The sequence below is a fragment of the Cytobacillus citreus genome, assembly GCF_018343665.1.
Classification (GTDB): domain Bacteria; phylum Bacillota; class Bacilli; order Bacillales; family Cytobacillaceae; genus Cytobacillus; species Cytobacillus citreus.
Window position 1 is genome coordinate 131,452 of record NZ_JAGYPM010000005.1, and the last position, 12,232, is coordinate 143,683.

General features: G+C 37.5%; 13 protein-coding genes and 1 riboswitch. Of the genes, 3 read left to right on the forward strand and 10 right to left on the reverse strand.

All coding sequences use genetic code 11. The annotated features are described in order from the left end of the window. Positions 1 to 46: 46 nt before the first annotated feature. The 5 genes from KHA94_RS20975 to KHA94_RS20995 all read right to left on the reverse strand — a co-directional run bounded on the left by KHA94_RS20975 (position 47) and on the right by KHA94_RS20995 (position 4,748). A complete protein-coding gene (locus KHA94_RS20975; RefSeq protein ID WP_213104076.1) occupies positions 47 to 811 on the reverse strand; it encodes a tyrosine-protein phosphatase in 765 nt (254 codons plus the stop codon). A 44-nt stretch (positions 812 to 855) separates the two neighbouring features. Beyond that, entirely contained in the window at positions 856 to 1,554 is a 699-nt protein-coding gene (locus KHA94_RS20980; RefSeq protein ID WP_213104077.1) for a CpsD/CapB family tyrosine-protein kinase, read from the reverse strand. Next, positions 1,544 to 2,290, reverse strand: coding sequence for a YveK family protein (locus KHA94_RS20985; protein ID WP_213104078.1), 747 nt, complete (start codon positions 2,288 to 2,290; stop codon positions 1,544 to 1,546). Before KHA94_RS20985 ends, KHA94_RS20980 begins: the two co-directional genes overlap by 11 nt. Before the next feature lie 925 nt (positions 2,291 to 3,215). Beyond that, positions 3,216 to 3,362, reverse strand: a complete 147-nt coding sequence (locus tag KHA94_RS20990; RefSeq protein WP_213104079.1) for a hypothetical protein — start codon at positions 3,360 to 3,362, stop codon at positions 3,216 to 3,218. Between the two features lie 186 nt (positions 3,363 to 3,548). Further along, entirely contained in the window at positions 3,549 to 4,748 is a 1,200-nt protein-coding gene (locus KHA94_RS20995; protein WP_213104080.1) for a metallophosphoesterase family protein, read from the reverse strand. Between the two features lie 547 nt (positions 4,749 to 5,295). Between KHA94_RS20995 and KHA94_RS21000 the strand changes: the two genes are divergently transcribed. Together KHA94_RS21000 and KHA94_RS21005 are read left to right on the forward strand one after the other, a co-directional pair. Next, positions 5,296 to 6,243 carry a metallophosphoesterase gene (locus tag KHA94_RS21000; protein WP_213104081.1) on the forward strand — a complete coding sequence of 316 codons (948 nt, stop codon included), beginning with the start codon at positions 5,296 to 5,298 and terminating at the stop codon, positions 6,241 to 6,243. 108 nt (positions 6,244 to 6,351) lie between these two features. Beyond that, positions 6,352 to 7,188, forward strand: a complete 837-nt coding sequence (locus KHA94_RS21005; RefSeq protein ID WP_249365663.1) for an endonuclease/exonuclease/phosphatase family protein — start codon at positions 6,352 to 6,354, stop codon at positions 7,186 to 7,188. 47 nt (positions 7,189 to 7,235) lie between these two features. Further along, positions 7,236 to 7,320, reverse strand: a riboswitch (cyclic di-GMP riboswitch). Positions 7,321 to 7,639: 319 nt separating this feature from the next. Here KHA94_RS21005 and KHA94_RS21010 read toward each other — a convergent pair. Together KHA94_RS21010 and KHA94_RS21015 are read right to left on the reverse strand one after the other, a co-directional pair. After that, entirely contained in the window at positions 7,640 to 8,548 is a 909-nt protein-coding gene (locus tag KHA94_RS21010) for an endonuclease/exonuclease/phosphatase family protein (RefSeq protein ID WP_249365664.1), read from the reverse strand. A gap of 272 nt (positions 8,549 to 8,820) precedes the next feature. Then, the gene (locus tag KHA94_RS21015) at positions 8,821 to 9,045 is read right to left on the reverse strand and encodes a helix-turn-helix domain-containing protein (RefSeq protein WP_213104082.1); all 225 of its coding nucleotides are present in this window, start codon (positions 9,043 to 9,045) and stop codon (positions 8,821 to 8,823) included. Positions 9,046 to 9,253: 208 nt separating this feature from the next. Here KHA94_RS21015 and KHA94_RS21020 point away from each other — a divergent pair, with 208 nt between their 5' ends. Next, positions 9,254 to 9,781, forward strand: a complete 528-nt coding sequence (locus KHA94_RS21020; protein ID WP_213104083.1) for a GNAT family N-acetyltransferase — start codon at positions 9,254 to 9,256, stop codon at positions 9,779 to 9,781. Between the two features lie 42 nt (positions 9,782 to 9,823). Here KHA94_RS21020 and KHA94_RS21025 read toward each other — a convergent pair whose 3' ends face one another. The 3 genes from KHA94_RS21025 to KHA94_RS21040 all read right to left on the reverse strand — a co-directional run bounded on the left by KHA94_RS21025 (position 9,824) and on the right by KHA94_RS21040 (position 12,227). After that, positions 9,824 to 10,321, reverse strand: coding sequence for a GNAT family N-acetyltransferase (locus KHA94_RS21025; RefSeq protein WP_213104084.1), 498 nt, complete (start codon positions 10,319 to 10,321; stop codon positions 9,824 to 9,826). Positions 10,322 to 10,743: 422 nt separating this feature from the next. Then, entirely contained in the window at positions 10,744 to 10,974 is a 231-nt protein-coding gene (locus tag KHA94_RS21035; protein ID WP_213104085.1) for a hypothetical protein, read from the reverse strand. Positions 10,975 to 11,435: 461 nt separating this feature from the next. Continuing rightward, the gene (locus KHA94_RS21040; RefSeq protein ID WP_213104086.1) at positions 11,436 to 12,227 is read right to left on the reverse strand and encodes a putative hydro-lyase; all 792 of its coding nucleotides are present in this window, start codon (positions 12,225 to 12,227) and stop codon (positions 11,436 to 11,438) included. Positions 12,228 to 12,232 lie beyond the last annotated feature (5 nt).

A 12,232-nucleotide genomic window follows, 5' to 3' on the forward strand; every position in this document is an offset into this window, starting at 1 on the left:
AACACGGAATTAATATCGTAAATATAGTATTAAGAATGGATTAAGTTTAAAAGATTCCGAGTAACTTCTTTTTTTTCACCTGCTGCGGAACTTCTTTATAAACGTTTTTCCCCTCAATTAGCAAGCCAGCATTTTCCTGAAAAAAGCACACCATGTCGATGCCGTAATCAGATTCAATCACTTCATAGGCGTTTGCCATGTGAAACGCCCGGTTATGTATGTTATGTGCATCAGAAGCAATAAAGTGGATCAGATTTGCAGCGATCAGCTGATGTGAAAATTTCTTTACATTTTTCCCGAACATACCGCTGATGCTGGATGCTGTCAGCTGCGCAAGCGCGCCCTTTTTAACCAAATTGTAAAGGATTTCCGGCCGCTCGACCATTCCCTGGTTTCTTTCCGGGTGGACAATAATCGGAACAGCCCCCATATTTTGCAGATCAAACAAGAATTGCTCTGTATATCGTGGCACATGGCCGGAGGGAAGCTCAATGAAAAGATACTGTGTTTCATTTAAAGTCAGGAGCTCTCCCTTTTTAAAATCTTCAAGAATATCCCCATGGATGGCAGGCTCCTGTCCCGCAAGGATTGTCAGCGAAATACCTTCATCCCGCAGCTCTTTATTCAGCTCTCTCACTTTCTGAAAAATGATGTCCTTTGGGTTTTCAAAGAAACGGTTTTTATGGTGGGGGGTCGCAATCATTATCCGGATCCCTTCTTCGACAGCATGCCGTGCCATTTCCAGGCTCTCTGCCATTGTCTTTGCCCCGTCATCAAGACCGGGAAGGATATGGCTGTGAATATCAATCATTGCAGCACCTCCTTTGTTTTGTTACCGGTGTGTCGATCTAGCTTTTAGCCGCCGTAGTAGTAGTAGTCTTCTTTTTGGGCTTTTTTATGGTTAAGCACTGCTCCCAAAAGCTTCCCATTTGCTTTTAAAAGAAGCTCTTTCGCCTTATTCACCTCATCAATCCCGCTTTTCGCACTATACATCACAAGAAGAATGCCCTCACAAAGATTGGCCAATATTTGTGCGTCAGTCACCGCAAGTGTCGGAGGTGTGTCAAAAATAACGATGTCGAATTGCTCCTTTGCTTCCTGAAGAAACTGCTTCATCGCTTTTGACCCTATAAGCTCAGCAGGGTTCGGAGGAATCGGTCCGCTTGTCAGAACAGATAAATCTTCAATACCCGTGTGCCTTAAAGATTCTTTCAATGTCCTTTGCTTTGTAAGAACGGTTGTAAGGCCCAAGTTGTTGGCTAAATTAAATGTATAGTGAACCGTCGGCTTTCTTAAATCAGCATCCACAAGCAGGACCCGCTTTTCCTGCTGGGCAAACACCACCGCTAAATTGGCAGCTGTTGTCGATTTGCCCTCCTCAGGACCTGCTGATGTGATCATCAGGGAATGGATGTCCTCATCTACTGCGGAAAATTGAATGTTGGTGCGGATGGTCCTGTATTGCTCTGAAATGTGCGATTTAGGATCAGCTGAAGTAATGAGTTTTCGTTTGTTTGCGAAAGCTTTTTTTTTCTTTTTAAATTTAAGAACCAACTGTCTCACCCCGAGTTTCTGAACTATTGGCCAAGCTGCTTGATTCCATTTCTTTCATGGAATCTTCTATGACAGAAATGACACCAAGGACTGGCAGCCCGATTAATTTCTCAATATCGTTTTCGCTTTTGATTGTGTTATCAAAGTATTCAAGGAGAAAGGCTAGTCCTACTCCTGCCATTAGCCCAAGGACCAAAGCAATGGCAATATTCGAGAGCGGCTTCGGTTTGATTGGCGATTGCCCTCCTGAAACATCCGCTTTTGCAAGGATACTTACGTTATCGACATTCATGATTTCAACAATTTCCTGCTGGAATACTTTTGCAGTCGTATTGGCAATTTGTGCTGCAGTTTCAGGGTTTTGATCTTGGACCGAGATATTGACAACCTGCGAATCTTTCTCACTACCAACAGTAATCTTTCCATTAAGCTGCTGAGCTGTCATATCCAAATCCAGTTCTTTAATGACCAAATCGAGGATGGCCGGACTTTTAATAATGACGTTATAAGTATTGATCAATTGAAGATTTGTTTGTACCTCGCCTGGATTGTAAGGTACCTCTTCATTTTTGGACTTATTTACAAGTATTTGTGTTGACGCCTGATAGAGTGGAGTTAAAACAAAATAACTGACAACGCCGCTGATTGCCACCGCTATAATTATAATTGCCAAAATCAAGCCCATGCGCTTTCGTAAAGTTGCCAATAATTCTTTTAAACTGATTGTTTCCTCCATAATGCCTCCAATGTCTAAGTTTGTCTTTTTCTCTGTACCATATTGATTTTAAAGTGCTGATTATTGTCATACTTTGCAAAATCCACTAGTAATTTGTTGCTATCCTAATTGAAACGCATAAAAAATCACAGCAAAAGTGCATTTAGTATTATTTGCTTTTGACAAGAGGAATTGAAAACGGCGAACCTGAGTATTATGTAACGACACATATTAAGATAAAGTAAAATGTTATTTCCTTCCCCGGCATAGTGGACTAGAGATCGAAATAAACAGGATTTCCCTTTTAATAACAGGTAATAAGTATCAGAGTAGATATAGCATAATAGGAAAAATTACCCTATTAGGAAAACAACATGGCAAAGGCCAGCGGCAGGATTTTTTTATAAAAGATATAATGTTATATGTTTGTTAAAGTAAACCTTACAAATAACCCAGCTTTTTCACCCATCATTAGTCTTGAATATTTAAATTTTTTTTGTAAAAGTATATAAAGTTTATTGTAAATACATTATTTTTCTAGAGCATCAAAGGTCATTGCCGGGATTTTTATATAGAATTGCATCTATATTCCCAGTAGTGAAAGCGGTAACAAAATTTTTAATTTTTAAAAAATGGGCATGTCCTGTTCATTATGCGATTGTCCATGAAATTGTTCTGTCATAGCATTTAAATGCATATCATGAAATTTGGTCAATATACTTTCATTTGTTATTTTTTATTCCTTCCATAATAGACTACGCCACTTACAAATTTGCTTGCACCAAAACAAAGAAGGAAGCAATATTGTGGTTACTGAGTGCTTGAGCTTTCAATCTCAAAATTTCACGATATTTAATCACAAAAAACCTTCTGAATAAATGAATTCAAGCAATATTGCGCAAATTCATTATTCAGAAGGTGGCTCTCTTTACGGTAAAGGTGTCAATCAATCTGTCCGAGGCGTCACTTGGCATAGATGACATTCTTTTGTTTCTTTCTGGGCTGAAGAACCCTCAGCCGCAGCAATCGCAACAAAACTGGGAACCATCATACATATGAGTGATAACCCTATTATTGAATTTTTCAATCCCATAACCTGTTCCCTCCTCGTTGAAATTAAGCAAAGCATATAGAAGATTATCAGTTATTAATTCTACTTTGAAACAAAAAAAAGGAAGACCCATCTGTTCCAAAACGGATTGGCCTTCCTCCTTTTTGCTTTACCATGTACAACAATTGAAGCCCCTATTAATCTGCACATCCAAACAAAAATCTGAACTTATTTCTTGTTTGCTTCTAATGGGGCAGGACTTATACTTTGATCATTCGCTGTTAAATCGATGCCGTAGTCTTTTGCAAAAACCATATGAGTTTCGACTAGAACATCTTCCTTATTTTCGTCTAAATTGAATACCCTTGCTCCACGAAGCCTGTTTCTTTCATCACCTGAAAGACCATAAGTACCAAAGCCAACGCTGCCGCCATAGCCAAGTAATACGCCATAGTAATTACCATGATATGTATTAATATGGTCATGGCCGCAAAAGACGCCTTTGACATCTCCTCTGTCTAAAATAGATGAAAACATTCCACTATTAAAAGGACCAGGACATTCACCTTCATTTCTTTCTCCGACAATCGAGTGTTTTTTCACAGCACGCAGATGGGCTGCGTCCGATCTATCATCAACACTTGAAAACCACATAAACCGATGTTCCCATAGGGGAATATGTATAAACATAAGGGAAGGGATTTTACGACCGAAGCTATTTTCCAGTTTCTTGGAGGCTTCATAATACCAATTCACTTGGTCACCACGGAGCCAGTCCCATGTAGGATATCCTTCGAAATCTTGTCCGGCCATTGTTTTAGGAGCATATCTGCCACTGTCAAGCAGCCAAAGATTGAAAGCAGCGTCATTTCCTTTAGAGTTATTGATCAGCAAATTCATATTTCCTGTCCCTGTGATTCCCTTTTCGCTAGGTTTGTTCACATTGTATTTGTAAGACATATAAATCTCAAGCATATCTGCCTCATCAAGGCCACTGTTCGGTGTAGAATCCTCATCATGATTTCCGTATGTAATGGCCCATTTAATCCCTCTCTTTTCCATTGGCTGTGCAACATTATTAATAGCTTGCTTGGTCTCCAGAGGGGTGTCAGCGCCGCCAGTTATCACGTCGCCATTTATGACAACAAAGTCAGGCTTTTCAGCATCAAGAACCTTTTCCATTAACTCAACTGTTCTGCGGTCAATATTTTCATCATCCTGTGGATCATTGAATTGCACAATCTTGAATTTACCGTTGGAATTAAACTGCAGCTTCGCATTTTCATTCGTTTTAGCTAATGCAGTTGACCCGCTGAATAAATTTCCCGGAAGTCCAGTCGCTCCAAGTGTTAAGGCAAGTGTACCCATTCCGCCAATTTTAATGAATTTTCTTCTGTCCAACGAATGATTGTCCTCTAGTTTACTCATCTAAATCCTCCATTCTATCTATTAAATAACCTCTTATTTATCATAATTCGACAATATAAATAGATGGTTAATGCAACATAAAGGATTCATAAATAAATATGAATATGTGATCGTATTTATTAAATAAGCATTCCTAAATGCCATGACTTTCCAACTATACTTAAAAAAGAAATCTCCATACATTTTCTGGTTCCTTTCATTGCAAGGAACTATTTTCCTATAAAAATTCTCCATCTAACTATTTTTGCCCAAGACTTTTTAATCTATTTTCTTTACTTTTCGATCTGAATTTTAATATTTATTAACATTTTACTTACATGGCTCAGTTGGTCTCATAGCAGCCAACAATAATAGCACAACACCTGTCAGGGTAATGAGCTAAGTAAGACGAGTTTGTTCTATTTTTTGATTTCATTATTTAATTTTGTAAATTCCACAAAAATATTATAAAGATTCAGTTAATAACCTGCCATTTCTATTTTAATAAGCTACGATAAAAACGAATTAATCATGCAATCTTGTATGAAAAAGGGAAAGGAGAATCTTTATGTTTAATGAGAAAAAAGGAAAAAAAGGGCTTGGAATTAAATTGAAATGCTTGACTGCCGCGGTTGCACTTGGGGTGGCCCTTACAGCAGTAAGCCCCTCTGCATCAGCGTTAGCTAAAAACGACGACAAGCCAAAATTCGAATTTGGAATTGTCCCAGATGCTCAATATTGCGACTGTGACGCGAACGGTACACGCTACTACAGGAATTCATTGGACAAACTGTTGGAGGCCTCTCAAACATTTAACAGGGAAGATGTCGATTTCACCGTTCAATTGGGTGATTTAATCGACCGAAACATTTCTAGCTTCTCAAGCATTCTTCCCATCTACAACACAATAGAAGGTCCGAAATTTCATGTGCTTGGCAACCATGACTTCCCTGTGACAACAGATCAAGTTGTCGACATACTCGATATGCCAAACCAATATTATGATTTCAAATACAAGAACTGGCGCTTTGTTGTGCTTGATACAAATGACCTTAGCCTCTACGCAAATCCTGTAGATTCAGAAAAGTATCAACAAGCCCAAGCTATGTACAATTCGTTAAAAAATAATAATGAAATCAATGCACAAACCTGGAATGGCGGAGTCAGCAATGAACAATTAACATGGCTTCGCGGTGTACTCGATAAAGCAGCACAAACAAACGAAAAAGTCGTTGTATTCTCACATATGCCCGTATACCCTAAAAATGAGCACAATGTGTGGAATGATGAAGCAGTTATAAATGAACTTGAAGCAACCGGCAATGTCGTAGCCTATTTCAATGGACATAATCACGCGGGCAATTATGCGGTTAAGAATGGAATTCACTATGTAAATCTCAAAGGGATGGTGGAAACCGCTGACACGAATTCCTACTCGGTTGTACGTGTTTACAAGGATCGCTTAGAAGTCGATGGCTATGGACGTGAAACCGATCGAGTGTTAAAAATCCAATAGTATAGTAATATATTGGCTCACGAACCTATATGGAAAAGAGCCTTCCTTTTTATGTCTACTTCAAGTCATTAAACTTTTGAATGATTATTAGATAGAGGAGTGATCAAGTTGAAGAAAATCGTTGGCTTATTAGCTATACTGCTTTTTTTCATAACCCCAGTAAGCACTTCTTTTGCCATTGAACCATTAGCAAAAGAAAAAACAATCCATGTAAAAGTGATGTCCTACAATATCCATCACGCTGTAGGTGAAGACAATGTTTTGGATTTAGAACGAATTGCCAGTGTTATTGAAAATTCAGGTGCGGAAATTATTGGACTGCAAGAAGTGGACAATCATTGGTCAGAAAGAAGTGATTTTGAAAATCAGGCGAAATGGTTAGCAGACCGCTTAGATATGCATTATACATATGCCGCTAACCTGGACCAGGATCCCCTTAACCCTGGAGAACCCCGCCGTCAATATGGGACAGCCGTTTTAAGCAAATATCCTATTATCAAGGAGAAAAACTACCCATTGACGAAGATTGGTCATACAGAACAGCGCGGGTTATTAGAAACCGTGATTAATGTAAAGGGACATCACCTAAATTTCTATAACACCCACTTGGCTTTAACCACTGCTGAACGTGAAGTTCAAATAAAAGAAATGATTGAGATTGCTGGTGAAACAAATGGTCCTAAAGTAATCATGGGTGACTTGAATGCAAAGCCTGACAGCAATGAAATGCAGCCACTTTTCTCTCAATATAAAGATGCCTTCGCCGATCAAAATGATGCCTATACGATTCCGGCTAGTAAGCCTACGAGCAGAATTGATTACATTTTCACTTCTAACGAAATACAAACAGCCAACGCAGAAGTAATCTCTACTTTAGCATCAGACCACTTACCAATCATTGCTGAACTGACATTAGACCAATCGGTATTTAAAAAAGGCAATTAAGCAATAATCAAGACGAAGCCCCTCTGGTCAACATACAGAGGGGCTTCGATGGCAACTGGCTGGCCTTGCAGATTGATAGAGGCCCCTATAGCTTTACGCCACCACTTTTCAGTGATTTTGCCTTTGATATGAATTAACCACAAAAAATAATAATATATAAAAATCGAACTAGTTAACAATAGGTGTTTTATACTATTCATTCCTTTAATGTCCACTCTACTCATATTAGAAAAACTTGGCGTTCGCCAAGTCTTTTTTGGCGAATGCCTTAGTTTTACTTATGGGATCTTATTAGCAGATATTTAATTGAATACACAAAATGCTCACAGACGATGCCTGACACCATTTGCAATTTAGCCCTTCTCCTTAGGTGGATTAGGCACCGGTTTTTGTTATATAATGCAAAACTCCCCTGGGGAATATCCCAGGGGAGAGTTTTGTGGAGATGTTATTAATATTGTAATGTTACGTCAGCCATGACAGGGTAATGATCGCTCGGGAATTGACCATTCTTTTGATAGTTCACTATTTCAATAGTCTTTGCTGTGACATTTCCTTTAGAAAGAATCCAATCGATACGGTTATTCGGTCCACCGCCAGATGGATTATTGAATCCATTAAATGTTCCAAGGTCTTCATTAATTCTAGTTTCGGCTGTCATCCATAAATCCGCAAATGCCCCTTCTGCTGTAAGGATCTGATAAGGCTTGGTATCAGGATTTGCATTAAAGTCGCCTGTTAATAAAATAGGCAGCTCTGGATTAAATTCTTTGATTTTTTCTACAATCAATGCAGCGCTTTTTTCTCTTGCTTCCTGTGAACGATGGTCAAAGTGCGTGTTTATGAAATAAAATTGTTGACCGGTTTTTTTGTCTTGAAATTTCACCCATGTGACCATACGCGGAATGGTGTTGCCCCATGATGTAGATCCGATCACATCTGGCGTATCTGACAGCCAGAAATGGTCGTATTCTATCGGAGAAAACCGGTTTTTGTCATAGAATACAGCCATGAATTCGCCTTTGCTGCCGCCTTCTCTGCCTTCGCCAATCCAATCATATTTCGGTAAATCTTCATCTAGCTCCTTAATTTGTTCATATAAAGCCTCCTGGGTTCCAAAGATATCAGGTTTTTCGTTGTGAATCAACTGACTGATGGTAGGCCGTCTTTCATCCCAAGTGTGCGGTGATGCATCAGAGTTATTTTTATACCTTAAATTATACGTCATTACTTTTAAATCCATCTCAGAAGCTTGTTCCTGATGAGTGGAAGCAAAGGCCTCCGAAGAACCTGGAAACAAATTTCCAATGAGCATTAGAGCAAACGACAACAGAAAAACAGGTTTTAATACTTTTTTCAACTTATTTCCCTCCTATGTTTGAACTACAAACAAATAATAACAAGCTAATATAAATGATCGATTACAATAAGGTAAAAATTTCCCCTTGACTATGTTAAACATAAATAAAGTCTAGTAAAGGAAGTAGTTTTCAACATGCACCTTCAAAAATAAAAGAACATCTAAAAAGATGCCCTTCGGCGTGCTTATCATTAACAGAAAAGGTTATTTGTTACAGCCGATTTCAACTCTTGCACTTAAACGGAGAATTAGAAAGTTATGAAAGCAGTTATTTAAGAATCCTCTATATTTATATCACTTCTATATTCAAGAAGATCACCTGGCTGGCAGTCTAATGCCTTGCATATAGCTTCTAAAGTTGATAATCTAATGGCTTTTGCCTTCCCATTTTTCAGTATAGAAAGATTAGCCATCGTAATCCCGACTTTTTCTGAAAGCTCTGTCACACTCATTTTTCTTTTTGCTAGCATCACATCAATGTTGATTACCATAGCCATATTTGTCACCTCAAACTGTCAAATCGTTTTCTGATTTTTGTTTCATAATGCACCTTTCTATTGTTTTTGCAACTATAACATAATGTGTAATTTATCGTTTTGCAATAAAAATTTATTAATTATTGATGTGATTATATCATATTATCAATTATGATAAAAAGAAGGTAATCGTTATTACGTATAGAATTAAAATAGTGAGGTGAAATCAATGACGGCAAAAAACAATGTCAAAGCCACCATTCGTACCGTTTGCTTAGAGGATGCGACAGCAGTTTTAGCTTTGCAACGTGAAATTGTTAGTGAAGGTGAATTTTTTATTTCTGTAATAGAAGAATACAACAAAACGCTTGAACAATATCAAGAATGGATTCAAAAATTAATAGAGAACGAAAGAGAAGCAATGTTAGTAGCTGAAATGGATGGTAAAGTGGTTGGATTAATCGTGTTCTCTTCTCAAAATCGAATACGCTTGTCTCATACTGGTTCTATTACCATGATGATTGGAAAAGAACACAGAAATATGGGGATAGGTAAGTTATTATTAAAAGAGCTGTTAGCTTGGGCACAGCAAAATCCACTTATAGAAAAAGTAAGCTTAGGCGTGTTCTCAACAAATCAGAGAGCGATCGCTTTATACAAAAATATGGGATTTATTGAAGAAGGACGTAAGATCAAAGAATTCAAGTTAAATGACAATGAATATATAGATGATATTCTTATGTACAAATTTGTTTAGATGTCTTCTACAATTAACAAAAAGGACCGAACAGGTCCTTTTTCATTTATTTTTTTTATAACCATCATATATCGCATCCCAATCAAGAGGCCTTGCCATTCTATTTTCAACGTAATCTAATGGCTTAAAGCCATATTGAGCATAAAGAGAGTGGGCATCTCTTGTGGCAAGTTGAAAGCTTGTTCCTTTCAAATTAGGGTGTTCTATGATCACACTCATTAACCATTTACTAAGTCCTTGGCCTCTATATTCTGGAAGTATAAAAACATCGCCAAGCCAAGAAAAGCGAACAAGATCGGATACAACCCGTGCAAAGCCAACCTGTTTTGGAGAACCAATTGTCGGATTTCCTTCATAAATACCATAACAAATAATAGAATTATCAATGGATGCAATAACTAATTCCTTCGAAATGCCCTCATTCCAATAAGACTCTTTACCTAGATATTTATGTATTACTTCTATATCCAAAAGGCTTTTGTCCGTACTTATATAATAACCATTATTACTTATCAACTCTGCGTGCTTATTCTTTAACATTTCATTTACCCCCATGCAAGGTTATTAATTAAATATTTTGATTATTTTTCATATATATTGCCCTTTTTTCATTCAAAGATTACATGTAAATTAGAGCTTAAGAGATTTATATATTTCTCCTATTAATCTATTCATTTGCTGTACACCTAAATCAGTATTTGTCATAATGACAGCACCAGTCTCTAAATATGGATATGCCACCAACATACATTGAAATCCCTTGCCCCAGCCAAGTGAAGAAATTTCAACCTCTTGCTCTGATCCTTCTAAAAATACCCCAAGTCCAGCCTACTCTTTACAGCCTTGAGAGGTCAAAATGTCTTTTGCTTTACTTTTTGATAGACCTATTTTGCTATCGCCTTTTAAGGAACGCATTAATTCAAGCACCAATATTGCTAAATCAGATGCCGTTGTCCAAAGACCTACCGCAGATGATAGGGATATATCGGATATTTCCCTTCGACTATTTTGCCATCTTTATTATGACCGCATGAGAAATCTTCACCTTCTATTTCGTGCACATTTTGCATTAGATAGCTTTTTTTCATATTTAATGGTTTAAAAATATGTTCATGCATGACTGATTCAAAAGGCTCGCCCAGGAAATCTTCAATCACTTGTTGAATAGTAATCCCCCTTACTAACTTTATCATTAGAACGCAATGCAATTGTTAAAATCCTCTTAAAGAGAAAAAGGAGTTATTGAACATCTTCCTTGTTTTATATCCAATCTAAAATTACCATTATTTTACCACAACCTCCATATTCATTGTTTAAATCAAATGGAAAATATTAATGGAATAAAAAAGGCTTTACTCCAATAGAAGCAAAGCACCAAGTTGTTAAAGAAAGAAATCTTTACTCCTTATAAAAAGGCTATGTTAATGAATGATGTTGATTTATCGTTATAAGAAAGGAACTCCTAATTCACAGGAGTTCCTACATTATTTCTGACCGAATGAATAGGCAAGAGGTCAAGGGTGATCTTAGCCGAAAAGGTTTTTGCTGTTGCGTAGCGTTTTTACCCCCACAGCGCATAGCCAAGAACTCAAGGTAAATGCCTTGGGTTCTTGAGCTGCATACAAAAATTCAAGCTATTATTATTTGACCATTCCTATAAAACACTAAGTTTTTCGTCCTGCACATCACTAATAAACATATGACCAGGGGCATGGGTAATCATAAGTGAAGGTTTACTTTGTAAAGCAACGGCTTGAGGTGTCACGCCACAAGCCCAAAATACAGGTATCTCACCTTCCTTAATAGTAACTGAATCACCGAAATCAGGTCTTGAGATATCAGCTATACCAATTTGACTTGGATCACCGATATGAATCGGTGACCCATGTACAGATGGAAAGCGAGAGGTAATTTGAATAGCGCGAATAGCGTCTTTATGTGACATTGGGCGCATACTTACAACAGTTGGTCCTTCAAATATACCTGCTTTTTCACATGGAATATTCGTCTTATACATTGGGACATTACAGTGTTCTTCGATATGTCGAATTGGAATCCCACTTTCAATTAAGGGTGTTTCGAATGTAAAACTACAACCTAATAAGAATCCAACCATATCATCTTCCCAATATCCTGTTATATTTGTTACTTCTTCAGTGTACACACCATCCCTGTAAATACGATATTTAGGAATATCCTTGCGAATATCAGCATCCTTAGCAATTTTGCTTGGATTGAAAGATCCAGGTTCTGTTACATCTAATAAAGGACAGGACTTTGGATTTCTCTGGCAGAATAGCAAAAAGTCAAAGGCGTATTCTTTCTTTAATATAACTAAATTTGCTTGTGCGAATCTTTTTGACATACCGGCAGTTGGTCCTGTAATTTCTTGTTTACGAATAAGTTCTCTTATTATATTTGGAGCCATCCTGTCTAAGTTTAACATGTGAA

Excerpts from the sequence above, each read along its gene's own strand:
- KHA94_RS20995 (WP_213104080.1), bottom strand. The coding sequence starts at position 4,748 with ATGAGTAAACTAGAGGACAATCATTCGTTGGACAGAAGAAAATTCATT.
- KHA94_RS21035 (WP_213104085.1), bottom strand. The coding sequence starts at position 10,974 with ATGATAAAGTTAGTAAGGGGGATTACTATTCAACAAGTGATTGAAGAT.
- KHA94_RS21000 (WP_213104081.1), top strand. The coding sequence starts at position 5,296 with ATGTTTAATGAGAAAAAAGGAAAAAAAGGGCTTGGAATTAAATTGAAA.
- KHA94_RS20990 (WP_213104079.1), bottom strand. The coding sequence starts at position 3,362 with ATGGGATTGAAAAATTCAATAATAGGGTTATCACTCATATGTATGATG.
- KHA94_RS21020 (WP_213104083.1), top strand. The coding sequence starts at position 9,254 with ATGACGGCAAAAAACAATGTCAAAGCCACCATTCGTACCGTTTGCTTA.
- KHA94_RS21040 (WP_213104086.1), bottom strand. The coding sequence starts at position 12,227 with ATGTTAAACTTAGACAGGATGGCTCCAAATATAATAAGAGAACTTATT.
- KHA94_RS20985 (WP_213104078.1), bottom strand. The coding sequence starts at position 2,290 with ATGGAGGAAACAATCAGTTTAAAAGAATTATTGGCAACTTTACGAAAG.
- KHA94_RS21025 (WP_213104084.1), bottom strand. The coding sequence starts at position 10,321 with ATGTTAAAGAATAAGCACGCAGAGTTGATAAGTAATAATGGTTATTAT.
- KHA94_RS21015 (WP_213104082.1), bottom strand. The coding sequence starts at position 9,045 with ATGGCTATGGTAATCAACATTGATGTGATGCTAGCAAAAAGAAAAATG.
- KHA94_RS20975 (WP_213104076.1), bottom strand. The coding sequence starts at position 811 with ATGATTGATATTCACAGCCATATCCTTCCCGGTCTTGATGACGGGGCA.